Genomic DNA, 24,905 nt, shown 5'->3' on the forward strand with positions numbered 1-24,905 from the left:
CCGGGCCGACCGGTCCAGGTAGCCGCGACACCTTGACCCGCCCGGCGTCCTGCGCGCGGGGCTGCCGGGGCCGCGCCCCTTTCGGGGGTGCGCGGCCACGGCCTTCTCGTTTCGGGGCCTCTCGCCGTCACCGGCACCGACTCCAGCACCGGCACCGCCCCCCTCCCACCCCCTTTCACCACGCGGACCGTGTGCTGACGAACTGTTAGGTCTCTTGACAGACCAGTGGTCTAGTCCAAACATAAGCATGTCGATCCGACCGAGATGCACTGTGGGGGTGTGACCACCGGCGGCTGAGGCACTGCCCTGCCATGCTCCGCTCCACCCCCGCTCCGTACGGCGCGCATGCGCCCGCCGCCCGCGTCCGCGCGAGCCGGTGGGCGTTCGCACGCCCGCACGCCCGTACTCCCGATATCCGCACCGGTCCCGGGATCGCGGCCGACCTCACTCGGCCGCCCCGCCCGGACCGACCGCACCTCCCCAACGTCCTGCCCCACCAAGTCTGTTGGAGAATCCATGCGCCTTCGCAGAACAGTCCAGGCCGTGTTGACGGCCTGCGCCACACTGGCCGCCTCGGCCGGCCTGGTCGCCGCCGGGACGAGCTCCGCCCAGGCCGCCACCCCGCTGCCCAGCCGGGTCTTCGCCCCCTACTTCGAGTCCTGGACCGGCCAGAGCCCGGCCCAGCTGGCCGCGCAGTCCGGCGGCAAGCACCTGACCATGGCGTTCCTCCAGGCCGCCACCAAGGGCTCCTGCACGCCGTACTGGAACGGCGACACCTCCAAGCCGGTGTCCTCCTCCACCTTCGGCGCCGACATCGCGACCATCCGCGCCAACGGCGGGGACGTGATCCCGTCCTTCGGCGGCTACACCGCCGACAACACCGGCACCGAGCTGGCCGACAGCTGCACCGACGTCAACCAGATCGCGGCCGCTTTCGAGAACGTGATCACCACCTACGACGTCAGCCGGATCGACCTCGACATCGAGGACAACTCGCTCACCAACAGCGGCGGGATCGACCGCCGCAACAAGGCGATCAAGCTCGTCCAGGACTGGGCGGCCACCAAGGGCCGGACCATCCAGTTCTCCTACACGCTGCCGACCACCCCCTCCGGACTGGCCGACAGCGGCCTCGCGGTGCTGCGGAACGCGGTCAGCAACAACGCGCGGATCGACGTCGTCAACATGATGACCTTCGACTACTACGACAACGCCACCCACGACATGGCGGCCGACACCCAGACCTCCGCGCAGGGCCTCTACAACCAGCTCGCCAAGCTCTACCCGTCCAAGACCCCCGCCCAGTTGTGGGGTTCGATCGGGATCATCGAGATGATCGGTGTCGACGACTTCGGCCCGGCCGAGACGTTCACCCTGGCCAACGCCAACACCGTGTACAACTGGGCGGTCTCCAAGGGCATCAACACGCTGTCCTTCTGGGCGCTCCAGCGCGACAACGGCGGCTGCCCGGGCACGGCCGGGAACGACAACTGCTCCGGGATCACCCAGAACACCTGGGACTTCAGCCACATCTTCGCGCCGTTCACCAGCGGCTCGACGGTGAACAACGACTTCTCGGTGTCGGTCAGCCCGAACTCCGCCACCGTCACCGCCGGTTCGTCCACCTCGGCGACCGTCGCGACGGCCGTGACGGCGGGCTCGGCGCAGAGCGTCAACCTCACGGTCAGCGGGGCCCCGGCCGGCGTCACCGCCACCGTCACCCCCGGCAGCGTCACCGCCGGCAACAGCGCCACGCTCAACATCAGCACCATCTCCGGTGTGACGCCCGGGAGTTACCCGATCACGGTGACCGGATCGGCGGCCTCCGGCAGCCACACCGGCACCTTCACCCTGAACGTCACCGGCACCCAGCCCGGCAACGACTTCTCGGTCGCCGTGAACCCGAACTCCGGTACGGTCGCGGTCGGTTCGTCCACCTCCGCCACCATCACGACGACGACCACCGCGGGCTCGGCGCAGACCGTCAACTTCTCGGTCATCAGCGTCCCGACCATCGGCATCAACGCCACCGTCACTCCTGGCAGCGTCACCACCGGCAACAGCGCGACGCTCAACATCAGCACCACCTCGGCCGCGACTCCGGGCACCTACCAGCTCGGCGTCACCGCCACCGGCCCCTCCGGCAGCCACACCGCGGCCTACACCCTGACCATCACCGGAACCGGCCCGACGACCGGCCTGGTCAACGGTGACCTGGAGAGCGGCAGCCTGACCCCGTGGACCTGCCAGAGCGGCGGCGCCGTGGTCTCCACCCCGGTCCACTCCGGCACCAAGGCGCTCCAGGCGGCGGCCACCGCCGGCCAGACCGGCGAGTGCTCACAGACCGTCACCCTGAAGCCCAACACCAGCTACACCCTGAGCGGCTGGGTGCAGGGCAACTACGCCTACGTCGGCGTCAGCGGCGGCGCCACCGCCAGCGCCTGGACCAGTTCCTCCGGCTGGACCAAGCTGTCCGTCCCCTTCACCACCGGCGCCAACGGCACCGTCACCGTGTATCTGCACGGCTGGTACGGCCAGGGCAACGTGTACGGGGATGACTTCTCCATCGCCTGAGTCCGCTTCGGGTGACGAATGACGGATGACAGCTGACAGATTTCATTTTCTGTCAGCTGTCATCCGTCTTCTGTTCGCTGATCCCTGTTCCCTGTTATCTGTTCGCTGTTCTCTGTTCCCTGTCGTCCGTTCGTCGGCGTCCGTTCGCCGCTGTTCGCCCGTCAGCCGCCCGCCGCCCGCATCCGCTCCGGCCGGCACAGCGCCAGGTACGCCACCGTCGCCAGCACCCCGCAGACCAGGACCACCAGCGCCAGCAGCACGGCGGACGGCCGACCGCCCAGGCTGCTCAGCGGTGCGACCACCGCACCGCACAGGAAGTTGCCCGTCCCCAGCAGCGCCGACGCCGTGCCCGCCACCTGCGGCTCGACCAGGCCGAGCGCCTGGGCGGCGGTGTTCGGCAGCAGTACCCCGAGGCTGCCCATCATCACGAACAGCGGCGGGCAGAACCCGGCCAGCCCGAAGTCCCACACCGTCGTCAGCAGCACCAGCGCCGCCCCGGCGGCGACCGCCGCCGCGAGGCTGCCCAGCATCAGCGCCCGCTGGGTGAAGCGCGGCGCCAGCACCCGTCCGTTCACCTGGGTCATCACCACGATCGAGAACGAGTTCAGCCCGAACAGCAGGCTGTAGGCCTGCGGCGAGACCTGGTACACGTCCTGGAGGACCGTCGACGACCCGCTGATGTAGCCGAAGAGCGCCCCGAAGGCGAGGGAGCTGGTCAGCGCCAGCCCGAGGAACGGCAGGTTGCGCAACAGCCTCCCCATCGTCCGCAGGGCCGCACCGACCCCGCCGCGGTCCCGGGTCTCCGGCGGCAGCGTCTCGCGCAGCACGCCGAACGAGACCAGGGTGAGCAGCAGTCCGAGGGCCGTGAGCACGCCGAAGGTGCCGCGCCACGACGTGAACCGCATCAGCTGCGCACCGATGATCGGGGCGAGGATCGGCGCCAGCCCGGAGATCAGGGCGATCGAGGCGAGGAAGCGCAGCAGTGCGACGCCCTGGAAGCGGTCCCGGGAGACGGCGCGCCCGATCACCAGCCCGGCGGAGCCGGCCGCGCCCTGGACGAAGCGGCCGACGATCAGCACCGTCAGGTTCGGCGCGAACACGCACGCCACGCTGGCCAGGGTGTAGAGGACGAGCCCCGCGAGCAGCGGCCGACGGCGCCCGTAGCGGTCGCTGAGCGGCCCGAAGAGCAGCTGACCGGCCGCGACCCCGAGCATCGAGAAGGTCAGGGTGAGCTGGACGGCGGCCGGCTGGGCGACCAGGTCGTCGGCGATCGCGGGCAGGCCCGGGAGGTAGAGGTCGGTGGTGAGCGGGCCGAGCGCGGCGATCCCGCCGAGGGCGGCGATCACGGCCCAGCCGGGCCGGGCCTGGCCGGTGGCGGTGGCGGGGGCCGGGGCGGCAAGGGACGCGGGGTCGGGAGTGGTGGCGGGTGCGGGAGCGGCAGCGGTCGACGTGTCGTCGGTGGGGCCGACGGTCGGGCCGGGCATGGTTCTCCTTACGGACGGGTGACGCGGGGTTCGTTCGCGCTCCGTCCTATCGCAGCCCGGGCCGGTTCCGACAGCGGGGGTGCACGCTGTTCGGCCGTGGGGGTGCGTCCGGCGGTCGCCCCGCTGCCCGGCCCGGCCCGCACACGACGACGGCCCGCCCGCACCTTCCGGTGCCCGGCGGGCCGTTCCGTTCCGCTCCCCGGGCCGAAGTGGCCGGGAGGAGTCCTCGGCAGTGGTCGGGGGGGCCGTCGCCCGGCCGGCGGGCGCCCCCGGGGCCGGTCGCCGGACTCAGCGCTTGGCGACGTGCTCGGCGCGCAGCGCCGCCTGCACCGCGGCGCCGTCCTGCCAGGCGTAGAGCTGGTTGCCGGTCAGGGCCACGTTGTAGTGCCCGCAGGTGCCGGTGGCCTTGGTCGCGACGCTCTCGGGGAACCAGCCGGCTTTGAGCGCCTGCGGCACCGGGTGCGCGCTCTTGCCCGGCAGCCCGGCGGTGCAGCCGGCGGGCAGCCGGCCCTCCGGGAGGGTGGCGCGCAGCAGGCGGTCGTCGCCCGTGGTGGACATCAGGTACTTCACCCCGGAGGCATCGTCGGGCAGCCAGGTCGGCATCGACCGGCGGTCCGCCTTGGCCTGGGTGCCGGTCTCGTACGCGCCCTGCTGCTGGTGGTGCTCGTCGTACCAGTCGGACACCCGCGGGCCGATTGCCACAGCCGCCACGGCGACAGCCATGCCGGTACCCGCGACTCCCAGCGCGACCTTGCTCACGATGCCCTTCATGCCCGACTGCCCTCTCCGTGTCGTGACCGATGCGGCCGTTGCCGCTCGTGCCGCTGCCGCTCGTCTTCGCTGTCGGCGGCCGCTCAGGTCCGCGTCACCGACCCGGTCGGCGTGCTCCGCCGTCCGGTGCAACCATCGTGGCCCGTCCGGACCCGTCGGATCGTCACCACCAGGTCGCGAACTTGTCTCCGACCCACGGGGTACCTTCTCCACCTTCAGGCGTATGTCCTCCGGCAGGGACCCCGAGGCCCGCGGATTCCGGACCTGCGGATCCCGGCCCCACGGATCCCTGAGCCACAGGCCCCGGCACCGCCGGTCGCCGGGTCCGTGCCGCTCCGGCGCTCAGGTTGGCACGCCCGGGTCGAGAACGGCCCGAGCCCCGGTCGAGCCTTGCTCAAGCCCGGAGCCGCCGCAGCCCGGCCTGCTGCAGCCGGGTCACCGGCCGCCGCCGCTTCGGACCACCACCGCTTCGGGCGACGCGGTTTCAGACCGCCGCCGGTACCGGACGGGCGACCGGGAACGGGCGGCCGTCGAGGGTCCAGTGCGGGTCGATCGGACGCAGCAGCGAGGCGTACACCTGCGCGGCGACGTCCGGATGACGGATCTCGCCGGTGGGCGGGCCGGCCGGGATGTCGTGCCCGGCGCAGGCCACCCAGGCCGTCCGCTCCTCGGCCGTACGGCCACCGTGGCCGCCGGCGTCCACGTGCCCGTGGTCGGTGACGACGATGACCGTCCACTGCTCCTCGGCGTGGGTCGCCCGGCCCCGGACGGCGTCGAGGAGGCGGCCGAGGCGCTCGTCGGCGGTGCGCATGGACGCGCGGTACTCGTCGCCGCAGCCCAGGAAGTGGGCGGTCTCGTCGACGGCGCCGAGGTACACGAAGGACGCCTCGGGGTCGGCGGTGCCGAGGACGTGGACGGCCTCCCGGGTGACCTCCTCGTCCACCGCCTCCCAGGCCTCGGGGGTGTCCTCGGCGGGGGCCACGTAGGAGAGCCGGCCGGGGGCGCGGAACAGCGGGCCGCCGGACTCGTTGATCATCAGCGGGTCCCAGCCGGCCGCGACGAAGGTGCGGCGGCGGTCGCCCCGGGCGAGGCGGGTGGCGAAGTCGGGGAACACGTCGAGCCGGTTGCCGCCCAGGTGGTTGCCCCACACCCCGTGCTTGGCGGGCTCGACGCCGGTCACGATGGTGGCCCAGCACGGCCCGGACATGGTGGGCGTGCTGTCCGCGACGGTGACCGGCACCAGGAACCCGGCCTCGGCGACCTCCTGCAGGCGGGGCATCGGCACCTGCGCCAGGAAGTCGTGGCGGACGCCGTCGATCCCGACGACGAGCACGCGGGGGCGGGGCCACTGGGCAGCGGACATGGGGGTTCCTTTCGGTCGTGCGCACCCGGCCGCGCCCGCCGAGGGCGCCGCCGACCGCGCCATGGTTCACCGACCGCCGTACCGGTCGGCGTCCCACCGCCGAACGTCAGGTGTCCACGAAGTGTCGGACGGGCGCCGGACGGCCCGGCCCGGGTTCGGAGGTCCGACACTCCAGTCACCCGCCGTGTCCCTTCACGGCACCGTCTACCCTGCTTACGCGGAAGCCGGAGAGCCACGGCGAGAGACCGCAGGGGACCAGGATGCAGGGGGACGACAGTGGTGATGCGCGAGGTCATCTATTTGTCAGAGGGAAAGCTCAAGCAGTTCCTGCCGCAACCGAGCCGGTTCTCACGGACCGGCACGATGCAGGTGACCACACCGATCGGAGGCGTCAGCCTCGACGCACCGACCGGCGACAGCGGCCGGGGCGGGCACCGCGAGAGGGTCCTGAAGCAGCTGCGGAAGACGGCCAGACCGTTCACCGCCCCGGACCTGCCCCCCCGGCCAATGGGTTCACTTCGAGATGCGGCTGAACTGCGTCACCCTCCGGGACGAGTATCCCGACCTCGTGCTCTTCACGGCCCCGGCCTCCGATGAACAGGAGCACCGGACGGGGTCCGAACCGGCACCGGCCGCACGGCTCCTGCTGCATGGCTCGGTACGTCACTTGCTGGGCAGCGAACCGCAGGTGGTCAACGGTCCCGAGCTGACAGGGTTCGACGGCGGTGCCAGTTACGGAAGGGTCTTCCTCACCTCTGCCGGCCAGGCCGTCTCCGCCCTCGCCGCCGGCCGGCGCACCTCGGGCGCGCCGCACGTCGATCCCGTGAGCCTCCCGGCCGAAGGTGTCCGTCGTCTGCTCAACAGGATCGACATCGAGAGCGGTGGGCTCGACACGTCCGTACCGATGACCGGCTACGCCCGGGTCACGGTGTCGCTCCCGGGCACCGCAACGGTCCCCGGCTGTCTCGTCGCCTCCCCACTCATCGTTCAGTACTCGGCGTGAGCCGCTCGACCGGGCCGTCCGACAACGGCACCGATCAGACCGAACAGGAGACCTCGATGGACTCAGAAGCTACGCCGGGGGAATCCACGTCGATCCAGGTCAGGGTGATCCAGCAGGCGCTGACCCAGGAGTTCGGGCCGTACATCGACTTCGGCGATCCGCGCTCCGGCACGGCGCACCACCGGTCCGCCTTCCACTCCCGGGCACTGGCGGCGAAGGCTGTCGCGCTGCTGACCGAGTGCGGTCCCGAGGAGGCCGCGAAGTCCCTCATCGACGGTCCCGATGACCACGGGATTGACGCCGTCGCGCTCTCCCCGGCCGGACAGGAGGTGTGGCTGGTTCAGGCCAAGTGGAGCGACCACGGCCGGGCCCTGCCATCCGAGGAGAACGTCCTGAAGCTCCTATCCGGTCTCGAACTCATCGTCAACCGTGCGTACGGGAGGTTCAACGCGCGGTTCCAGCAACTGGCCGACCGTGTCGACGAGGTCCTCGCTTCACCGTACGGCCGGATCCACCTGGTCCTCGCGTTCACGGGGGAGGAACGACAGCTGGCGACGGCGAAGGAGCTCCTGTCGTCCGCGGTCGAGAGGTTCGGACTCCTCGGCGACGTCCTGGACATCCACACTCTGAATCTGGCCGACTTCCACATGGCGGCCCGGAACACCATCACCCCACCCATCACTCTGACCGTCACCCTCTCCGACCGGTGGCACCAGGCGGCCGGCGCCTACCCCGCGATCGCCGGCACCGTGGCCGCCGATGAGCTGGCGCGCTGGTACCAGGCCCATGGCCTGCGGCTGTTCGAGCGCAATCTTCGTGGCTACCTCGGAAGAACCGCCGTCAACCAGGCCATCGTCGACACGCTCGTCGAGACGCCGGAACACTTCATGTACTTCAACAACGGAGTGACGGTGCTCTGCGACGACATCCGCGCTTCGTACTTCGCCCGCCGTATCGAAGGCCACCCGGTGCAGCTGGAGTTGTCCGACGCCCAGGTCGTCAACGGCGCGCAGACCGTGGTCTCCGCGTTCCACGCCTTCGAGCAGAACCCCGATTCGGTCACCCAGGCCAACGTCATGGTCCGTGTGATCGGCCTGAGGAACGCGCCCGAGGGACTGGCGCGGCGGATCACCGAGTCGACCAACACCCAGAACCGGATGGAGCCGAGGGACTTCATCGCGCTCGATCCCCGTCAGTCCGTGATCCGGGACGACTTCGCGGCCTCGCTCGGGAAGTCCTACGTCTACCGGCGAGGTGACCTCATGCCGTCGCCTGCCGCCGGCTGCTCGGTGACCGAGGCCGCAACCGCCCTCGCCTGTGCCCACCCCGACGCCGGACTCGTCGCCCACCTCCGTCGCGACCACGACTACCTGTGGCGCGAGGCCCCGGAGGGCGCGTACACGCTGCTGTTCGGCGAGCGCCCGAGTGCCCAGCAGATCTGGCGGTCGGTGCTGCTGACGCGGGCAGTCGGCGAGGCGCTGGAGGATCTCGTCGCCAATGCGTCCGAGCGTGCGCGGGCCCTGGCGAGGTCCGGGAGGTTGCTGATCTCGCACATCGTCTTCCAACTGCTCGACGACGACATCGACGAGCTGGACGACGAATGGGAGGAGCGCTTGAGGACGGTGTTGCGCCGCCTGCCCGGTCTGCTCACCGTCCTGCTGGAGCTCTCGACCACGCACTTCGGCAGATCTGCGTTGATCTCGGTCACCATGAGCAGCGCGCAGCGGTGCCGATGGCTTGCGGAGACGGCGCTACGCAGGCTCAAGGACGGCACCGCCGTCCCCCCGCACCCCGACCTCTCCGCTCCGGCGCCCCGACGACCCCGCCGACCCAATTCGGTTCCCCTGCTGGTCGATCACCAGCGCATCCCGGATGGGGCTCAGCTCATCTACGTCCCGATCGGCGCCGAGGCACGCGCTGTCGAGGAGTGGTTGAACGATGACCCGTCCCGGTTCCTCGCCACCTGGGTCAACGACCGGCGCAAGCCTCTGGTCTGGGCGTTCGACGGAGAGCTCCACTCACCGACCGGCTTGGTCCACCGGATCTGGGAGGCCGCCGGATGGGCGCAGGCTCCCGTCGCTGTGCAGGGGACGAACCGTTGGCTCCTGCCGGGCGAGGGCACGCTCGCCGAACTCGCCGCCGAGATCCAGGCCACGGCCGAGGCTCGAACGACGGCCGAGGACAGGGCCGGGGCCGACGCGGATGATCACGACAGTGCGGACTGAGCCTCGACCGGGCGGCGGACGCTACGAGCGGCGCGGCCGGCTCGGAGCCGGCAGCATGGGCCAGGTCTGGCACGCCTACGACCACCAGGAACAACGGGACGTCGCACTCAAGATCATCCAGCCGCGGTACATCGCCCCCGTCACCGATCCCGCCGAACTCGCCGAGTGTCTCGAACGGTTCCGCCGCGAGGCCGAGATCCTCACCCGTCTGCACCATCCCGGGATCCCGACCTTCTACGACGCCGGACTCGATCCCGATACGGACGACCACTACGTGGCCATGGAACTTGTGCTCGGGGAGGACCTTTCCCGACGGAGTCGCCCCGCCCTCCCCATCGCCGAGATCGTCTCAATCGCCGTCCAGTTGTGCGACATCCTCGCCCACCTGCACTCCGTTCCCGTCATCCACCGCGACATCAAGCCCGCAAACATCATGCTCACCGACGACCGGAAGGTCATGCTGCTCGACCTCGGTGTGGCGCGGACCTTCGAGAAGGAGCGGTGGGGGCTCACCCAGCAGGGGCAGGTCCTGGGAACCTTCAGCTACCTGGCACCGGAACAGCAGCCTGACACCGGCCGTCCGATCAGCCCGCGTAGCGACCTCTATGCGCTGGCCTGCGTCCTGTACGAACTCCTCACCGGGGAGCCGCCGTTCACCGGAAGCATGTCCAAGCTCATTCACGACCACTGGCACACTGCGCCCGTACCGCCGCGCGACAGACGACCGGACACGCCACCACCCCTGGAAGACGTGATCCTGAAGTCCCTGGCCAAGCTCCAGTCCGCTCGCCCCTCCTCCGCAGGTCAGATCCGCGAGTTGCTCGCCCCGCTACTCCAGGAGAACCCGGCCTCGCTCGCCCTCACGGGACACGTCGCACCTGGTGAGTCCGGCGAACCGGACAGCCCCTTCGGTGAAGCACCTCCACCCCCCGCCGAAGAACAACTCGTCCGGGCACGCGCGTTGTTCGACTCGGGCGAATACGGCCACGCTCGAACCGTGTTCACCGGCCTGGCGCGCCGATTCGCAACCATGGGCGCCCACGGCGTCGACCCGGCCGCCGAATGCCGGGCCGATGCCGCACACTGTGACATGTGGCTGGGGGAACACGCGCGAGCACGCGCCGAGTTCCGGGCTCTCGCCGAGGAGCTCGGTTCCCGACGGGAACCGCACGACAGTCTGCTCCTACGTGTCAGACGCCAGATCGCATCGACGTCCATGGCGTTGGGCGATCTGCCCTCCGCACTCATGGAGGCCGTCGACCTCCACGGCGTCATCAAGGCGGCGGGTTCACCCGGATCGTCCGAACTCTTCGAGGTGGAACGACTGCTGAAGGCCATCAGGGATGAACTGACCCGTAGGCCGCGACCGTGGCAGCCGTGACACCGACCGGCCGCCTCACGGCTGCGGGCGGAACTCGTGGACGACCTCGATGCGGCCGACGATGTGCCGGTTGAACTCGTCCAACTCCTCTGCGGGCGCCCAGAGTTCGAGGATCGTCCGGCCGCCCGCCCGCTGAACGGGGTAGCGCGCGAGGAAGGCGGTGTCGACCTCGAAGCGGGTGACGTAGCCGACGCCCGAGGCGGGCACGTTCCAGTCCCGGGCGATCCGGATCGCGTAGTCCTCGTTGAGGACGGGGTAGAAGATCGGCTGCTCGGGGAGGCGGGGCGGCCAGGCGCGCCGGTCCGCGGCCTCGACCAGGGCGAGCTCCTCGGGGCCGGTGGGGCGCCAGAGGGTGGTGGTCGGGGGCTGCGTCGGGACGAACCGGCTGGTCATGGCAGGGACGGTAGCCGGGCCACGACGGGCCCGGCCACCGGTTTTCCCGGGCCGCGAGGGACGACGAGATGCGGCGAGGGCGGACGGGCGGCCGTCAGCGGTAGGCGGACTCGCCGGTGATGGCCTCGCCGAGCACCAGGGTGTGGATCTCGCTGGTGCCCTCGTAGGTGAGCACCGATTCCAGGTTGTTGGCGTGCCGCAGCACCGGGTACTCGGTGGTGATGCCGTTGGCCCCGAGGACGGTCCGGGCACTGCGGGCGATCTCCAGAGCGGTGCGGACGTTGTTGAGCTTGCCGAAGCTGATGTGCGGCGGGCGGGCGGCGCCCTGCTCCTTGAGCCGCCCGATCCGCAGGGCGACCAGGTACGCCTTCTCGACCTCCAGCATCATCTCGACCAGCTTCTGCTGGGTCAGCTGGAAGCCCGCGATCGGACGGTCGAACTGGATCCGGCTCTTGGCGTAGTCCAGGGCGGAGGTGTAGCAGTCGCGAGCGGCGCCGACGGTGCCCCAGAGGATCCCGTAGCGGGCCTCGTTGAGGGAGGAGAGCGGTCCGCGCAGGCCGACCACCCCGGGCAGCACGGCGTCGGCGGGCAGCACCACGTCGTCGAAGGCCAGCTCGCTGGTGACGGAGGCGCGCAGCGAGAGCTTGCCGTGCACATCGGTGGCGGTCAGGCCGCGGGCGCCGCGCTCGACGAGGAAGCCGCGCACGCCCTCCTCGGTCTGCGCCCAGACCACGGCGACGTCGGCGATGCTGCCGTTGGTGATCCACATCTTGCTGCCGGACAGCACCCAGTCGCCGCCCTCACCGCCCTTGCGCACCGCCCGGGTACGCATGTTGGCCGGGTCCGAGCCGAAGTCCGGCTCGGTGAGGCCGAAGCAGCCGATCAGCTCACCGGCGGCCATGCCGGGCAGCCAGCGCTGCTTCTGCTCCTCGGAGCCGAAGGCGTGGATCGAGCGCATGGCGAGCGAGCCCTGGACGGAGACGAAGCTGCGCAGCCCGGAGTCGGCCGCCTCCAGCTCCATGCAGGCCACCCCGTACGCCACCGCGTCGGCGCCGGCGCAGCCGTAGCCGTCGAGGTGCATGCCGAGCACGCCCAGGGCGCCGAGCTCGGGGGCGAGTTCGCGGACCGGGAAGACCCCGCGCTCGAACCACTCGCCGATGTGCGGGCGGATGCGCTCCTCGGTGAACCGGCGGACGGTGTCGCGGATCAGCCGCTCCTCGTCGGAGAGCAGATCGCCGACGGCGAGCAGGTCGGACGGGTCGATCCGGGTCGGCTTCGTCACTGAAGCTCCTTGTACTCTCGGCGGGACACCGGCGGAATACCGGCGAGTATTCCGCACCCGGCCGGGTGGTGGGCGGGCGTGAACGAGTGAGGATGGCGACACGTCCGACGGCGCGCCCGAGGGCGCGTACGGCCGAGCGGAAGCGAACCGGAGGAGAAGGGGCGGGGCAGGACATGGCACGTTGGGCGCTGGTCGTCGAGGAGACCGTGGGCATGGGCCAGGATCGGATCTGGGGGAGCAAGGTGCTCGCCGAGGTCGAGGGGACCCGCGAGGAGGCCGTCGAGGAGCTGAGGCGGCTCGTCCCCTCCTACACCCCGGAGCACCCCTTCAACAGTCGACGGCGGACGCTGCTCCGCGACGGGGACACCTACCTGCTGATCGCCCAGGGGAGCATGCGCGACTACCACTGCGTGTTCAAGGTGTGGGAGCTGCTGTGGGACAGCAAGCGGCCGGAGGTGCAGGCGGAGCGACTGGTCGAGAGGCCCGGGGAAGGCCGCTGAGGGCGAACGGACGACAGCCGACGAGCACCGGTTCACAGATCACAGATCACAGCCGCCGGATCACAGCCGACAGCCGACAGCTAACGGATAACAGCTGACAGATTTCACACTCTGTCAGCTGTTATCCAACCCCACAGAGCCGCAGCAGCGCCGTGGTCGCCGCACCCGCGACGACCACCAGCGGGAACGGTGCCCGGCACAGCGCGAGCACTCCCGCGACCAGTACGCCCGCCGGGCGGGCCCACCCCGCGAAGCCGTGCCCCTGGGTCAGCGCGCCGGTCGTGACCAGGGCCACCAGCAGCACCGCCGCCGCGACGGCCAGCAGGCGCCGCAGCCGCTCCGAGAGGGCGAGCCGACCGGCGAGCAACGGCCCGGCCAGTCGGTAGGCGTACGTTCCGGCCGCGAGCAGCAGAACGGCGTACAGCGGCATCATCGGACCTTCGCCTTCTCCTCGTCCGCGGCATTCGGTCCGTCCGCCGCCTTCCGACCCGACTCCCCAGCCGCCGGCCGGCCGGCGAACACCAGCCCGACCAGGGCGAGCAGCACCGGCAGCCCGGCGGGGACGAACGGGGTCGCCGCGACCGCGACCACCGCGCCCGCCACCGCCGCCGTACGGGTGCGGCGGTCCGCGAGCGAGGGCAGGACGAGCGCGAGCAGCACCGCGGGGAAGGCCGCGTCCAGGCCGAACGCGTCCGTGTCACCGATCAGCCCGCCCGCGAGGGCGCCGAGCAGCACCGAGACGTTCCAGACCACGAACAGGGCGACCCCGCAGAGCCAGTACACGGCCCGGCGCCGACGGGGATCGCTCTGCTGCAGGGCGAAGGCGACGGTCTCGTCGGTGAGCAGTTGCGCTCCCACCAGCCGCCGCCACCACGGGCCGTCGGGCACGTCGGCCACGGTGAAGCCGAAGGGCAGCAGCCGGGCGTTGAGCACCAGTCCGGTGGCGACCGCGGCGAGGGCGCCGCCGCCGGAGAGCACCACGCCGACCGCCGCGAACTGGGAGCCGCCGGCGAAGACCAGGACGGAGAGGGCGATCGGCACCCAGAGGGGCAGGCCCCCGGAGACGCTGATCGCGCCGAAGGATGCGCCGACCAGGGCATCGGCCAGGCAGACCAGGGCGACGTCCCGGAGGGTGGCACGCTCCAGTGTTCGAAGTAGCGAACGCATGTTCATTAGAGTGAACCGACTCGACGTCGTTCGTCAAGGCGAACACTCGGACCGATCGGGCGAACGGCGGCCGATGCGACCGGCCGTGGCAGCATGAACGGCGACATCGGCCGCACCGGCGGCCATGGAAGGGGCCAGGAGGAACCGTGAGTGGCGAGCATGAGTGACCAGAGCACCCCGGCCACGGACTCCGGCGGCTCCGGCGGCTCCGACGGTTTCGGCCGCTCCAGCAGCAGCGACAGCAGCGGCGGCCGCTCCAGCAGCAGCGGCAGCGGCAGCGGCGCCAACGGCGGCGGCGAGCTGATCGGCCAGATCGCCGCCTCGATCAGGCGCGAACGCGAGCGCAGCGGGCTGTCGATGGCCGAGCTGGCCCGGCGCGCGGGCATCGCCAAGTCCACGCTGTCCCAGCTGGAGTCCGGCGCCGGCAACCCCAGCGTGGAGACGCTCTGGGCGCTCGGCGTCGCACTGAACGTGCCGTTCAGCCGACTCGTCGACCCGCCGCGCCCGGCGGTCAAGGTGATCCGGGCCGGCGAGGGCCCGGTGACCCACTCCGAGCGCGCCGACTACGCCGCCACCATGCTCTCCTCCTGCCCGCCCAACGCCCGGCGCGACATCTACCGGATCGAGGCGCAGCCGGATGAGACCAGGGCCTCCGATCCGCACATGCCCGGCACCGTCGAGCACGTGCTGATCGGTGCCGGGCGGGCGCTGGTCGGGCCGACGGAGGCACCGGTGGAGCTGGGCCCGGGCGACTACGTGAGCTACCCGGGCGACACTCCGCACGTCTTCCGCGCCCTGGCTCCGGACACCCTCGCGGTAATCGTCATGGAGCACATATGACGACTCGTCGGGACCGACAGGAAGGCGCCTCCTACTTCAACAGCCCGTCCAGGAAAGGGTTTCCGAAGACCCGGTGCGGGTCGTGGCGGTCCAGGACGGCGACCGCCTCGTCCCAGCCGGGCCCGCCGCCAGCCCGCAGACTGTCCGGAACGACCCGGCCGAGCAGGTCGGGGTCGGACCAGGCGGCGGCGTCGGTGTACGCCCAGCCCTTGGACCACTCGACCCGCAGGCCCGCCCGGGAGCCGTCGAAGGTGCGCAGCAGCCACTGCTCCAACTCCCGCGCGAAGCGCTCCAGTCCGGGGGTGCCGGGGAAGGCGAGGACGTCCAGCCAGACGGCCGTGTCCCACTCCGGGCGGTCGGCGCGCGGTCGCAGCGCGGACAGCAGCGGGGGCCGGGCGCCGGGGACGCCGCAGGAGGCCGGGTCGTCCAGGCCAGTGACCCGGATCTCCACCGCGCCGTTCACCGGGAACTCGCCCCGGGCCTGGTAGGAGGCAAGCAACTCCCGGTAGTAGGCGGCGAATTCACTCACCGCCCATTGGAGGTCGGCTCGCTTGAGGAGGATCGCGTAGCCGTTGGCGGTGACTCGCAGGGTGGTCGGGCGGACGTACTGGAGCAGGGTGCGCGAGGGTCCCCAGAGGTCGGACCGCAGTCCGCCCGCGAGCAGGTGGGTGAGCACCTCGCCGCTGAGCAGTCGGCGCAGCAGGGCGCCGGAGAGCAGGACTTCGGTGATGTCACCGGTGAGTCCCACCTTCGTGACCAGGTACTGGAGTTGGCCGAACAGCGGGGCCGAGGCCCAGGCGCCGGTGACGATCTCGCCGGCGAGCCGGGCGACCGGTTCCGGAAGGCTGTCCGAGAACGGGTAGTTGTACGGGTGGTCGACGGACAGGGAGGCGAGCGGCTTGCTCGGGGTGACGCTCCAGGTCTTGAGCCAGGGGTACTCGGTGTAGGCGAACCAGATCGCCTCTACCCGACCGTCGCGTTCCACGAAGTCGGCGAGGGTGCGCGGGCCTCCTCCGCTCCCGAGGACACCGCCGAGGACACCGCCCAGCACTCCCCCGAGCACTCCGCCGAGCCCCCCGCCCCCGCCGGTACCCGCACCGGCCCCGGTGCCGGCGCCTGTTCCGGTTCCCGTTCCGGCCCCGGGGCGGGCGAAGAGCTCGCTCGCCGGGATGTCGAGTCGGCTGACGCAGCGCAGCGGCCGGTCGGCGCCGGCCCGCAGCACCACCTCGGTCAGGAAGGCTCGGCCGAGGTGGACCAGGAAGGCGGCGCTGTCGGCCTCGGAGCGGTCGAAGGTCCGCAGCGTGTAGCGGCCGGTGGCCGGGTCGAGGACGACGGCGGTGAGCCGGACGACCTGGTTGCTGACCGATCCGTAGCCGTGCCCCTCCGGTCGCACCTCCCCTGCGGCCGGGACAGCGGTGCCGTGGCCGCCGATGGCGAGTACACCGCCTACGGTGATCTCGCCGGGGGCCGGGCAGGCGGTCAGGCCGAGACCGCGGTCGGCGAGGTGGGCGAGCAGGGCCTCCATGGTGGCGCCGGTCTGCACCCGGACGGTGTCGGGCGAGTCGGCGCCGATGGCGGTGAGGTGCCGACTGGTGTCCACCAGCAGCACCCTGGCGCTCTCCGGGGTCCCGGCGGCGACGGTGAGCGGTGCCCAGGTGTGCCGGTACCCGGTGGCGCGCAGCCGCCAGCCGTTGGCGTGCGCCCAGTCGGCGAGGGCCGGGACCTCCTCGGGGGTGCGGGGCGCGCAGGTCCACAGCTGGTCGGTGCGGATCTCGCCGGACCAGTTCTGGAAGACCCGCTGGTAGAGCTCGGTGCCGGAGGGCAGCGCGGGTGGTACGGGCGCGGCGGCCTCGGCGCTGTCCGGGCCGATGGTGCCGCGCAGCAGCCAGGCCGCACCGCCGAGCGCCGCCGACGCACCCAGCAGCTGCCGCCGGGTGAGACCACCGGGGGCGGTCTTCGCCGAGGTCTTCGCCGGAGCGTCCGTCGCGGCGTCCACCGGGACATTCAGTGGGGTCGTCCCCTCCCGTACCGCTCCGTCACCCGTTCCGCCCATCGGGCCGTGTCCTGTGGTCATCCGTCCGTCCGCCCCCTCGTCCTGGTCCCCCGGGCCGAGCTGCGCCGATCCGGGTCCGGCCGGAGTCCGCCCGGCCCGGTCTGGAGCGTATGAAGGGGCGCACGGCAGTTTGAAGCACCCGCCGGGGATCTCACTCCTTCGAGTGAGATCGGCCCGATCGGCCCCGGGAGCCCCGTCCACCTGCACCGCTCCTCGTCCCGGCTCCGTTGCCCACCTCCTCGGCGGGCGCATAGGTTGATCACGGTCACGGTTGATCACGATCACCCCACGCCACCCCGCCCCACCCCGCCAGCCGGAGGCTCCGCCATGCCCTCGTCCACGCCCTCACCCGAGTCCTCGCACGCCGACTCGCCCGCGGACTCGCGACCGGACTCGGCTACGGACTCGGCCTCCGCCCCGTCCGCGAACCCGCCCGCCCGCGGAGCCCTGACCGTCGCCGTCGCCCAGCCCGTCTGCGCCGCCGCCGGCCGTCCGGACACCGTGTCCGAGAACGTCGCCCTGCACGCCGAGGCGGTGCGGAAGGCGGGCACCCGGCTGGTGGTGTTCCCCGAGCTGTCGCTGACCGGCTACGACCTGACCGCACCGGCCGTCGACCCGGCGGACGCCCGGCTCGCGCCGCTGGTGGCCGCCTGCGCCGCGACCGGCGCCGTCGCCCTGGTCGGGGCGCCCGTCACCGAGGCCGACGGGCGCGAGTCCATCGCCACGCTGGTGGTCACCGGGCAGGGCGCCGAGGTCGCCTACCGGAAGATGCGCCTGCACGGCGCCGAGGTCGAGCGCTTCGCCCCCGGCGGGAAGCCCGTCGTCCTGGAGCTGGACGGCCTGCGACTCGGCCTCGCCGTCTGCGCGGACGCCGCCGACCCGGCGCACGCCGAGGAGACCGCCGCGCTCGGCATCGACGCCTACGTCGCCTCCACCCTCTACGGGCCCGGCACCGCCCAGGCGGAGCGCCGGGACGGCCACGTCCGCGACCGGGCCGCCGCCCACGGGGTGTGGTGCGTGCTCGCGACCTGTGCCGGGGCGACCGGCGAGTACCCGGACAGCTCGGGCGGCTCCGGCGTCTGGGCCCCGGGCGGCGAGCTCGTCGTCCAGGCCGGTACCGGCCCGGGCGAGCTGGTCCGCGCCGAGCTGCCCCGCCGGTAGGAGCCGAGCCGGGGCCGGAAACCGGGCCGCACCGGCCGCGGGCACCGGCCCCGTACCGAAACGGAACGGAACGGAACGGAACGGAACCGGATCACCCCGACCGGAAATACCCGGGCCTCGTTCGCGGCTGTGCTGACCGAAGATCCGTTCCGGGCCGGTCGGGCCCGTACAGGAGGTGCAGCGCGCGATGGGTGGCGAGCAGGAGAAGGCGCAGGAGTACCGGATCGAGCACGACTCGATGGGCGAGGTCCGGGTGCCGGCCGACGCGAAGTGGCAGGCGCAGACGCAGCGGGCGGTGGAGAACTTCCCGGTGTCCGGCCAGCGGCTGGAGCGGGCGCACATCGCCGCACTGGCCCGGATCAAGGCCGCCGCGGCCCGGGTGAACGCCCGGCTCGGGGTGCTGGACGAGGAGACGGCGGAGGCGATCGCGGCCGCCGCCGAGGAGGTCGCGGAGGGGCGCTGGGACGACCAGTTCCCGGTGGACGTGTTCCAGACCGGCTCGGGCACCTCGTCCAACATGAACACCAACGAGGTGATCGCCACCCTGGCCGGGGAGCGGTTGGGCCGACCGGTCCATCCGAACGACCACGTCAACGCCAGCCAGTCGTCCAACGACGTCTTCCCGTCCTCGATCCACATCGCCGCGACCGCCGCCGTCACCCATGACCTGGTCCCGGCGCTGGAGCACCTCGCGGAGTCGCTGGAGCGCAAGGCCGCCGAGTTCGCCCGGGTGGTCAAGTCGGGCCGCACCCACCTGATGGACGCCACGCCCGTCACGCTCGGCCAGGAGTTCGGAGGCTACGCGGCCCAGGTGCGGCACGGGCGGGAGCGACTGCTGGCCACCCTGCCCCGGGTGGCCGAACTCCCGCTCGGCGGGACGGCGGTGGGCACCGGCATCAACACCCCGCCCGGTTTCCCGGCGGCCGTCATCGCGGAGGTCGCCCGCGCCACCGACCTGCCGCTGACCGAGGCCAGGAACCACTTCGAGGCGCAGGGCGCGCGGGACGCCCTGGTCGAGTTGAGCGGTCAGCTGCGCACGGTGGCGGTGGGCTTCACGAAGATCGCGAACGACCTGCGGTGGATGGGCTCCGGGCCGCGCACCGGGCTCGGCGAGATCAACCTGCCGGACCTCCAGCCCGGTTCGTCGATCATGCCGGGCAAGGTGAACCCGGTGTTGCCCGAGGTGGTGCTGATGGTCGCCGCCCAGGTGGTGGGCAACGACGCGACGGTCACGCTGGCGGGCGCGAGCGGCAACTTCGAGCTGAACGTGATGCTCCCGGTGATCGCCCGCAACGTCCTGGAGTCGGTGCGGCTGCTCGCCAACAGTGCCCGGCTGCTGGCCGACCGGACGGTGGACGGAATCACCGCCAACGTGGACCGGGCCCGGGAGTACGCGGAGTCCTCGCCCTCGGTGGTGACCCCGCTGAACCGCTACATCGGATACGAGGAGGCCGCGAAGGTCGCCAAGCAGTCGCTGGCCGAACGCAAGACGATCCGTCAGGTGGTTCTGGAGCGCGGCTACGTCGAGCAGGGCAGGCTCACCGAGGAGCAGCTGGACGAGGCTCTGGACGTGCTGCGGATGACCCACCCCTAGCGGGTCGGAGCCGGGTCGGAGCCGGGTCGAAATCGGGCCGGAACGTGCCGGGCCCGCGCCCGGGTCACGCCTCGGGCGCGCCTTGGGTGTTCGCGCCTCGGGCTCGCGCCGGGGCGCGGGGGGCACTCGCGCCCTCCGCGCCCCGGTCACGGGCTGCGGGGAAGATCAGCCCTTCGCGCGGCCGGCCCGGCCGCGCCGCATCGACGCCCCGTTCGACGTCATGGTCGCCATCGAGATCGCCGCGAGGCCGAGCAGGAACATCACGGCGCCCACGATGATGCAGGTCACGATGTTCTTGCCGTGCGCGACGGACCCGGAGACGACCCACGGGGAGATGATCGTCCAGACACCGAGCGCAGCGGCCGCCCAGGCCCGGGCGTGGGTGCGTTCGTAGGCCGATCCGTAGCCGGCCATCAGGGCCGTGTAGGCCAGACCCACGATCAGGCAGGTCACGGTCAGGGTGCTGTACGCGGTGAAGCCGACGATCCATGGCGATGCCGCCAGGAAGAGACCGGCCAGGACGGCCAGGGCTTCGACGCCCTGGGCGCGGGGGGTCGAGGTGACCCGCTCGTAGCGTTCGCGGAGTTCGACGATGTCCGGATGGTGCTCCATGCCCGTCGTCGGGATATGGGTTGCCACCGATACCACCTCCTGTGGTCGGAACCGGTAAGGCGCTTGCCCCGTACCCATTCTGGCGCTTATCCAAGGTTTTGCACCCGATAGTCCGGAATGACCGATAACCATCCGGTCACGCCGGTGACCTGCGTCTCAACCGTCCGGGCCGCCATTGCCTATGCAACTCGTTGCATAGCAGGATGCGGGCCATGGCACTGGAGCACGCGATCCTCGTCTCGCTGCTGGAGCAGCCCGGCTCCGGCTACGAGCTGGCCCGGCGCTTCGACCGCTCGATCGGACGCTTCTGGACCGCCACCCACCAGCAGATCTACCGGGTGCTGCGGCGGATGGAGGCGGACGGCTGGGTGGCCGCGCAGGAGGTCCCCCAGGGCGGGCGCCCGGACAAAAAGGTCTACTCGGCGGCCGGGGCCGGACGGGCCGCGCTGGCCGGCTGGCTGCGCGAACCGGTCGAGCCGGAGACCGTCCGGCACGAACTCGCGGTCAAGATCCGGGCCGCCGCCTTCGACGACCCGGCCGCGCTGGTCTCCGAGGTGGAACGGCACCGCGAGAGCCATGCCGCCCTGCTCGCCCGCTACCTGCACGGCGAGCAGCGCGACTTCCCCGACACCACCGCACTCGATGCGCACGAGCAGCTGCAGCACGTGGTGCTGCGCGGCGGCATCGAGTACGAGCGGATGACCCTCGCCTGGCTCGACGACGTGCTCGCCACCCTGCGCCGCCTCTCCGCCGACGGCGGACGGCGACCGACGGATGACGACTGACGACTGACAGATGACGGCCGACGGATGACAACTAACAGAGTTTGAAATCTGTCACCCGACTCCTATCGCCCGAACCCTGTCACCCGCCCTCTTCACACCCTCGACCCCCGGGAGCCCCTCGATGCTCTTCAACCCGCGCAACTACGACCCCGCACAGTTCGACGAGCCGACCCGCCGACTGCTGCGCGCGACGGTGGACTGGTTCGAGTCCCGCGGCAAGAAGGCGCTGATCGACACCTACATCGACCGCAGCTGGTACGCCGACTTCCTGGACTTCGCCGCGAAGGAGGGCCTCTTCGCGGAGTTCCTGACCCCCGCCGCGGCCGACCCCGACAAGCGCTGGGACACCGCGCGGATCGCCGAGCTGAACGAGATCCTCGGCTTCTACGGCCTCGGCTACTGGTACACCTGGCAGGTCACCATCCTGGGCCTCGGCCCGGTCTGGCAGAGCGAAAACGAGGCCGTCCGCGCCCGCGCCGCCCAGCTCCTCGCGGACGGCCACGTGATGGCCTTCGGCCTCTCCGAGCGCACCCACGGCGCCGACATCTACTCCACCGACATGATCCTCACCCCGGACGGCGAGGGCGGCTTCACCGCGACCGGCTCGAAGTACTACATCGGCAACGGCAACGTGGCCGGCCTGGTCTCGGTGTTCGGCCGCCGCTCGGACGTCGAGGGCCCGGAGGGCTACGTCTTCTTCGCCGCCGACAGCCGCCACGACGCGTACCACCTGGTCAAGAACGTGGTGAACGCGCAGATGTACGTCAGCGAGTTCCGCCTGGAGGACTACCCGGTGCGCGCCGAGGACGTGCTGCACACCGGCCAGGCCGCCTTCGACGCCGCGCTCAACACCGTCAACGTCGGCAAGTTCAACCTCTGCACCGCCTCGATCGGCATCTGCGAGCACGCGATGTACGAGGCCGTCACGCACGCCCACAACCGGGTGCTGTACGGCAAGCGGGTCACCGACTTCCCGCACGTCAAGCGGGAGTTGACCGACGCCTACGTCCGCCTGGTGGCGATGAAGCTGTTCAGTGCCCGGGCGGTGGACTACTTCCGCAGCGCCTCCCCCGAGGACCGCCGCTACCTGCTGTTCAACCCTATGACCAAGATGAAGGTCACCACCGAGGGCGAGAAGGTCATCGACCTGATGTGGGACGTCATCGCCGCCAAGGGCTTCGAGGCGGACACCTACTTCGACAAGGCCGCGAAGGACATCCGCGGCCTGCCGAAGCTGGAGGGCACCGTCCACGTCAACCTGGCGCTGATCCTCAAGTTCATGGGCAACTACCTGTTCGCCCCGGCCGACTACGCCCCGGTGCCGAGCCGCGTGGACGCCGCCGACGACGCCTTCCTGTTCCGGCAGGGCCCGGCCCGCGGCCTCGGCGCGATCCGCTTCCACGACTGGCGCACCGCCTACGACCGCCACGCCGAGCTGCCCAATGTCGCCCGCTTCCGCGAACAGGCCGACGGCTTCTGCGAGTTGCTGCTCCAGAACGCGCCGAGCAAGGAGCAGCAGGCCGACCTGGATTTCCTGCTGGAGATCGGCCAGCTGTTCGCGCTGATCGTCTACGGCCAGCTGGTGCTGGAGCAGGCCGAGCTGACCGGTCTGGCCGCCTCCGAGCACGGCGGCGACGTGCTGGACCGGGTCTTCGACGCGCTGGTCCGCGACTTCTCCGCGCACGCCACCGAGCTGCACGGCAAGGCCTCGGCCACCGAGCAGCAGGCCGCCTGGGCACTCGCGAACGTGCGTCGCCCGGTCGCCGACCCGGCGCGGGACGCGCGGGTGTGGACGCAGGTCGAGTCGCTCTCCGGCGCGTACGAGATGCGGCCGTGAGCGGGATGCAGCCGTAGGGCGGGGACGGCAGGACTCCGGGGGTGCCGGTCGGCGGACCGGCACCCCCGGTTCACAGCTCCCCGCTCACGACACCCGGTTCACCTCTCCGGGGTGGCCCGGTCGTCGCCGAGACCCATGTCGCGGGCCCGGGCGACCGCCTCGGCGCGCGTCGCGACGTGCAGCTTCTCGAAGATGTGGGTGATGTGGTTGCGGACGGTCTTCTCCGCGACCACCAGCTCCCGGGCGATCCGCCGGTTGTCCAGCCCGCGCGCGACCAGGTCCAGCACCTCGGCCTCCCGGGCGGTGAGTTCGGGGAAGAGCTGTCCCGCCTCGCGCATCTTCGCCCCGGCCAGCAGGACGGTGATCCGTCCCGCCACCTCGCCGCCGAACACCGCGCCGCCCGCCGCGACCGTCCGCACCGCGTGCAGCACCTCCTCCCGCCCCGCTCCCTTGACCAGGTAGCCGCGCGCGCCGGCCTGGAGGGCCGCGAGCAGGTTTCCGTCGTCGTCCGACATGGTCAGCATCAGCACCGGCGGCGGCGCCTCCTGGGTGGCGAGCTGCCGGACGGCCTCCAGCCCGGAGCCGTCGGGCAGCGAGAGGTCCATGATCACCACGCTCGGGCGGCACCGGGCGACCGCCTCCGGGACATCGGCGACCCGCTCGGCCTCGGCGACCACGAGGACACCCTCGGCGCTCTCCAGTGCCGCCCTGAGCCCCTCCCGGAAGAGGGGGTGGTCGTCGACGATCAGCACACGGACGGCCGGAGTGCCACCCGGATCCACAGGCGCCAACGGCTGTTCTTCATCCACCCGGCCGACACTATCAGCGGCGATCGCGTGACTTTCCGTGACGTGCTCGTGAAGTCCTCAGCGTGTCGGGGCGGGAACGGGCCGGGAAGGGCCGGGACGGGCAGGGAGGAGCCGGGAGGAGCCGGGAGGAGCCGGGGCCCGACCGCTCCGGCTCACGTCGGGACGGGATTCGAGACCGGGCCCCGGCCGCCCGGGACACCGGGCCGTCGAAACCGGATCCTCACCCGGTACACGCCGCGGGCCGGCGTCCGCACGCGCGGACGCCGGCCCGTCGGCCTTCCTTTCGCGTGACCGATCACGGTCGAGCGCTCCGGTCTCAACCCTGCGGACCGGTCTGCCCCGAGCGCACGGGCCGGCCGTCCCATTCCGGCCCCAGAGCGGCGCCGGGTGCGCCGACGCGGCCCAGCACGGCGGTGACCGGTCCGCGCCGGCCGGCCCGCAGGCCGTACCGCTCCCCCGCCCGGACGTAGACCAAGTCGCCGGAGAGCAACAGGACTTCACCCAGCTCTCCGAGGAAGGCCGCGGCCCCGGTGAGAACCACCAGGAAGGCGTCGGCGGCCCGGTCCGTGTACGGTCCGCAGGTTCCGCACGGGTCGAGCCGCGCGGTGCCCACCTCCACCTGCCGCCGGCTCGCGGCGGGCGCGGAGTCCGACCGCTGGGCCGGGATGGCGGCCCGGGGCGGAACGGGCCTGACCGTGAGCACGGTGGTCGGCGTGCCTCGGACGGCGGAGATCCGGCAGGAGGTTCCGGGGCGGTGGTGCAGCGCCTCGCCCGGGGAGAGGATCCGGCCGGCCGCGAACAGCCGACCGGAGAGCACCACGGTCACCGACTCGACCGATTCGTACGGGAGTTGCTCGATCCGGACGCCCGGCGGCAGCGCCTCGACGGTGAGTCCGGCGCGGACGGCCGGCCGCTGCTCCGGATCGATCAGCCGCTGGAACGCGGGCGCGGTGCGGGGGACGGCAGCGGGGACGAGGATCACGAGTGGTCACCTCCAAGGGAATTGGAGGACAGGCAGGATTGGCAGCGCCGGTCAGCGCCGGTCAGCGCCTGTCAGGGCCGACCAGCCCC

Annotated in this window: 20 protein-coding genes and 1 pseudogene; 10 read left to right on the forward strand and 11 right to left on the reverse strand. The window is 71.7% G+C overall.

Going from position 1 to position 24,905, the window contains the following annotated elements; translation table 11 throughout:
* Positions 1-516: 516 nt before the first annotated feature.
* Positions 517-2,574, forward strand: a complete 2,058-nt coding sequence (locus ACWGKU_RS02355) for a glycosyl hydrolase family 18 protein (RefSeq protein WP_452179882.1) — start codon at positions 517-519, stop codon at positions 2,572-2,574.
* A 161-nt stretch (positions 2,575-2,735) separates the two neighbouring features.
* Here the strand turns inward: ACWGKU_RS02355 and ACWGKU_RS02360 are convergent, their stop codons facing one another.
* The 3 genes from ACWGKU_RS02360 to ACWGKU_RS02370 form a co-directional block, all read right to left on the reverse strand.
* Positions 2,736-4,058: a multidrug effflux MFS transporter gene (locus ACWGKU_RS02360; RefSeq protein WP_452179881.1), complete on the reverse strand. Its 1,323-nt coding sequence runs from the start codon at positions 4,056-4,058 to the stop codon at positions 2,736-2,738.
* A gap of 288 nt (positions 4,059-4,346) precedes the next feature.
* The gene (locus ACWGKU_RS02365; protein WP_359900458.1) at positions 4,347-4,829 is read right to left on the reverse strand and encodes a hypothetical protein; all 483 of its coding nucleotides are present in this window, start codon (positions 4,827-4,829) and stop codon (positions 4,347-4,349) included.
* Positions 4,830-5,313: 484 nt separating this feature from the next.
* Positions 5,314-6,192 (reverse strand): alkaline phosphatase family protein, encoded by an 879-nt coding sequence (locus ACWGKU_RS02370; protein ID WP_359900456.1) that lies wholly within the window; start codon positions 6,190-6,192, stop codon positions 5,314-5,316.
* Between the two features lie 505 nt (positions 6,193-6,697).
* On the opposite strand from ACWGKU_RS02370, the pseudogene ACWGKU_RS02375 reads away from it, so the two are divergent.
* From ACWGKU_RS02375 to ACWGKU_RS02385, 3 genes and pseudogenes are all read left to right on the forward strand, one after another.
* Positions 6,698-7,195 (forward strand): annotated as a pseudogene (locus ACWGKU_RS02375) (SAVMC3_10250 family protein); the annotation flags it as partial.
* Positions 7,192-9,420: an AIPR family protein gene (locus ACWGKU_RS02380; RefSeq protein ID WP_452179879.1), complete on the forward strand. Its 2,229-nt coding sequence runs from the start codon at positions 7,192-7,194 to the stop codon at positions 9,418-9,420. The pseudogene ACWGKU_RS02375 and the gene ACWGKU_RS02380, both read left to right, overlap by 4 nt.
* Complete coding sequence (locus ACWGKU_RS02385; protein ID WP_401049916.1) at positions 9,398-10,801, forward strand: serine/threonine-protein kinase; 1,404 nt, start codon at positions 9,398-9,400, stop codon at positions 10,799-10,801. The genes ACWGKU_RS02380 and ACWGKU_RS02385 overlap by 23 nt, the downstream gene beginning before the upstream one ends.
* 15 nt (positions 10,802-10,816) lie before the next feature.
* On the opposite strand, the gene ACWGKU_RS02390 is transcribed toward ACWGKU_RS02385, so the two are convergent.
* Both ACWGKU_RS02390 and ACWGKU_RS02395 read right to left on the reverse strand, forming a co-directional pair.
* The gene (locus tag ACWGKU_RS02390; RefSeq protein ID WP_452179878.1) at positions 10,817-11,194 is read right to left on the reverse strand and encodes an ADP-ribosylation/crystallin J1; all 378 of its coding nucleotides are present in this window, start codon (positions 11,192-11,194) and stop codon (positions 10,817-10,819) included.
* 94 nt (positions 11,195-11,288) lie between these two features.
* Complete coding sequence (locus ACWGKU_RS02395) at positions 11,289-12,476, reverse strand: acyl-CoA dehydrogenase family protein (RefSeq protein WP_359900452.1); 1,188 nt, start codon at positions 12,474-12,476, stop codon at positions 11,289-11,291.
* A gap of 173 nt (positions 12,477-12,649) precedes the next feature.
* On the opposite strand from ACWGKU_RS02395, the gene ACWGKU_RS02400 reads away from it, so the two are divergent.
* The gene (locus ACWGKU_RS02400; RefSeq protein WP_452179877.1) at positions 12,650-12,976 is read left to right on the forward strand and encodes a hypothetical protein; all 327 of its coding nucleotides are present in this window, start codon (positions 12,650-12,652) and stop codon (positions 12,974-12,976) included.
* 121 nt (positions 12,977-13,097) lie between these two features.
* On the opposite strand, the gene ACWGKU_RS02405 is transcribed toward ACWGKU_RS02400, so the two are convergent.
* Positions 13,098-13,406, reverse strand: coding sequence for an AzlD domain-containing protein (locus tag ACWGKU_RS02405; protein ID WP_452179885.1), 309 nt, complete (start codon positions 13,404-13,406; stop codon positions 13,098-13,100).
* A complete protein-coding gene (locus ACWGKU_RS02410; RefSeq protein WP_401054625.1) occupies positions 13,406-14,143 on the reverse strand; it encodes an AzlC family ABC transporter permease in 738 nt (245 codons plus the stop codon). Before ACWGKU_RS02410 ends, ACWGKU_RS02405 begins: the two co-directional genes overlap by 1 nt.
* A gap of 357 nt (positions 14,144-14,500) precedes the next feature.
* Here ACWGKU_RS02410 and ACWGKU_RS02415 point away from each other — a divergent pair, with 357 nt between their 5' ends.
* Positions 14,501-14,983 (forward strand): helix-turn-helix domain-containing protein, encoded by a 483-nt coding sequence (locus tag ACWGKU_RS02415; protein ID WP_452179884.1) that lies wholly within the window; start codon positions 14,501-14,503, stop codon positions 14,981-14,983.
* A 31-nt stretch (positions 14,984-15,014) separates the two neighbouring features.
* On the opposite strand, the gene ACWGKU_RS02420 is transcribed toward ACWGKU_RS02415, so the two are convergent.
* Positions 15,015-16,979: a cholesterol oxidase substrate-binding domain-containing protein gene (locus tag ACWGKU_RS02420; protein WP_452179876.1), complete on the reverse strand. Its 1,965-nt coding sequence runs from the start codon at positions 16,977-16,979 to the stop codon at positions 15,015-15,017.
* Positions 16,980-17,363: 384 nt separating this feature from the next.
* On the opposite strand from ACWGKU_RS02420, the gene ACWGKU_RS02425 reads away from it, so the two are divergent.
* Entirely contained in the window at positions 17,364-18,197 is an 834-nt protein-coding gene (locus ACWGKU_RS02425) for a carbon-nitrogen hydrolase family protein (RefSeq protein WP_452179875.1), read from the forward strand.
* 187 nt (positions 18,198-18,384) lie between these two features.
* A complete protein-coding gene (locus ACWGKU_RS02430) occupies positions 18,385-19,791 on the forward strand; it encodes a class II fumarate hydratase (RefSeq protein WP_359900439.1) in 1,407 nt (468 codons plus the stop codon).
* A 165-nt stretch (positions 19,792-19,956) separates the two neighbouring features.
* On the opposite strand, the gene ACWGKU_RS02435 is transcribed toward ACWGKU_RS02430, so the two are convergent.
* Positions 19,957-20,430: an SPW repeat protein gene (locus ACWGKU_RS02435; RefSeq protein ID WP_359900437.1), complete on the reverse strand. Its 474-nt coding sequence runs from the start codon at positions 20,428-20,430 to the stop codon at positions 19,957-19,959.
* A gap of 185 nt (positions 20,431-20,615) precedes the next feature.
* On the opposite strand from ACWGKU_RS02435, the gene ACWGKU_RS02440 reads away from it, so the two are divergent.
* Together ACWGKU_RS02440 and ACWGKU_RS02445 are read left to right on the forward strand one after the other, a co-directional pair.
* Positions 20,616-21,188, forward strand: coding sequence for a PadR family transcriptional regulator (locus ACWGKU_RS02440; RefSeq protein ID WP_452179874.1), 573 nt, complete (start codon positions 20,616-20,618; stop codon positions 21,186-21,188).
* Positions 21,189-21,309: 121 nt separating this feature from the next.
* Positions 21,310-23,025 carry an acyl-CoA dehydrogenase family protein gene (locus tag ACWGKU_RS02445; protein WP_359900433.1) on the forward strand — a complete coding sequence of 572 codons (1,716 nt, stop codon included), beginning with the start codon at positions 21,310-21,312 and terminating at the stop codon, positions 23,023-23,025.
* Between the two features lie 98 nt (positions 23,026-23,123).
* Here ACWGKU_RS02445 and ACWGKU_RS02450 read toward each other — a convergent pair whose 3' ends face one another.
* Both ACWGKU_RS02450 and ACWGKU_RS02455 read right to left on the reverse strand, forming a co-directional pair.
* Positions 23,124-23,834 carry a response regulator gene (locus ACWGKU_RS02450; RefSeq protein ID WP_452179873.1) on the reverse strand — a complete coding sequence of 237 codons (711 nt, stop codon included), beginning with the start codon at positions 23,832-23,834 and terminating at the stop codon, positions 23,124-23,126.
* Positions 23,835-24,150: 316 nt separating this feature from the next.
* Positions 24,151-24,816 (reverse strand): hypothetical protein, encoded by a 666-nt coding sequence (locus tag ACWGKU_RS02455; protein ID WP_401046468.1) that lies wholly within the window; start codon positions 24,814-24,816, stop codon positions 24,151-24,153.
* Positions 24,817-24,905: the final 89 nt, after the last annotated feature.

The organism is Kitasatospora sp. NPDC054768, from assembly GCF_053612025.1.

Coding starts and splice junctions, on each gene's coding strand:
- ACWGKU_RS02355 (WP_452179882.1), top strand. CDS start 517: ATGCGCCTTCGCAGAACAGTCCAGGCCGTGTTGACGGCCTGCGCCACA.
- ACWGKU_RS02390 (WP_452179878.1), bottom strand. CDS start 11,194: ATGACCAGCCGGTTCGTCCCGACGCAGCCCCCGACCACCACCCTCTGG.
- ACWGKU_RS02425 (WP_452179875.1), top strand. CDS start 17,364: ATGCCCTCGTCCACGCCCTCACCCGAGTCCTCGCACGCCGACTCGCCC.
- ACWGKU_RS02440 (WP_452179874.1), top strand. CDS start 20,616: ATGGCACTGGAGCACGCGATCCTCGTCTCGCTGCTGGAGCAGCCCGGC.
- ACWGKU_RS02360 (WP_452179881.1), bottom strand. CDS start 4,058: ATGCCCGGCCCGACCGTCGGCCCCACCGACGACACGTCGACCGCTGCC.
- ACWGKU_RS02410 (WP_401054625.1), bottom strand. CDS start 14,143: ATGCGTTCGCTACTTCGAACACTGGAGCGTGCCACCCTCCGGGACGTC.
- ACWGKU_RS02430 (WP_359900439.1), top strand. CDS start 18,385: ATGGGTGGCGAGCAGGAGAAGGCGCAGGAGTACCGGATCGAGCACGAC.
- ACWGKU_RS02445 (WP_359900433.1), top strand. CDS start 21,310: ATGCTCTTCAACCCGCGCAACTACGACCCCGCACAGTTCGACGAGCCG.
- ACWGKU_RS02400 (WP_452179877.1), top strand. CDS start 12,650: ATGGCACGTTGGGCGCTGGTCGTCGAGGAGACCGTGGGCATGGGCCAG.
- ACWGKU_RS02405 (WP_452179885.1), bottom strand. CDS start 13,406: ATGCCGCTGTACGCCGTTCTGCTGCTCGCGGCCGGAACGTACGCCTAC.
- ACWGKU_RS02365 (WP_359900458.1), bottom strand. CDS start 4,829: ATGAAGGGCATCGTGAGCAAGGTCGCGCTGGGAGTCGCGGGTACCGGC.
- ACWGKU_RS02385 (WP_401049916.1), top strand. CDS start 9,398: ATGATCACGACAGTGCGGACTGAGCCTCGACCGGGCGGCGGACGCTAC.
- ACWGKU_RS02415 (WP_452179884.1), top strand. CDS start 14,501: ATGGCCGAGCTGGCCCGGCGCGCGGGCATCGCCAAGTCCACGCTGTCC.
- ACWGKU_RS02370 (WP_359900456.1), bottom strand. CDS start 6,192: ATGTCCGCTGCCCAGTGGCCCCGCCCCCGCGTGCTCGTCGTCGGGATC.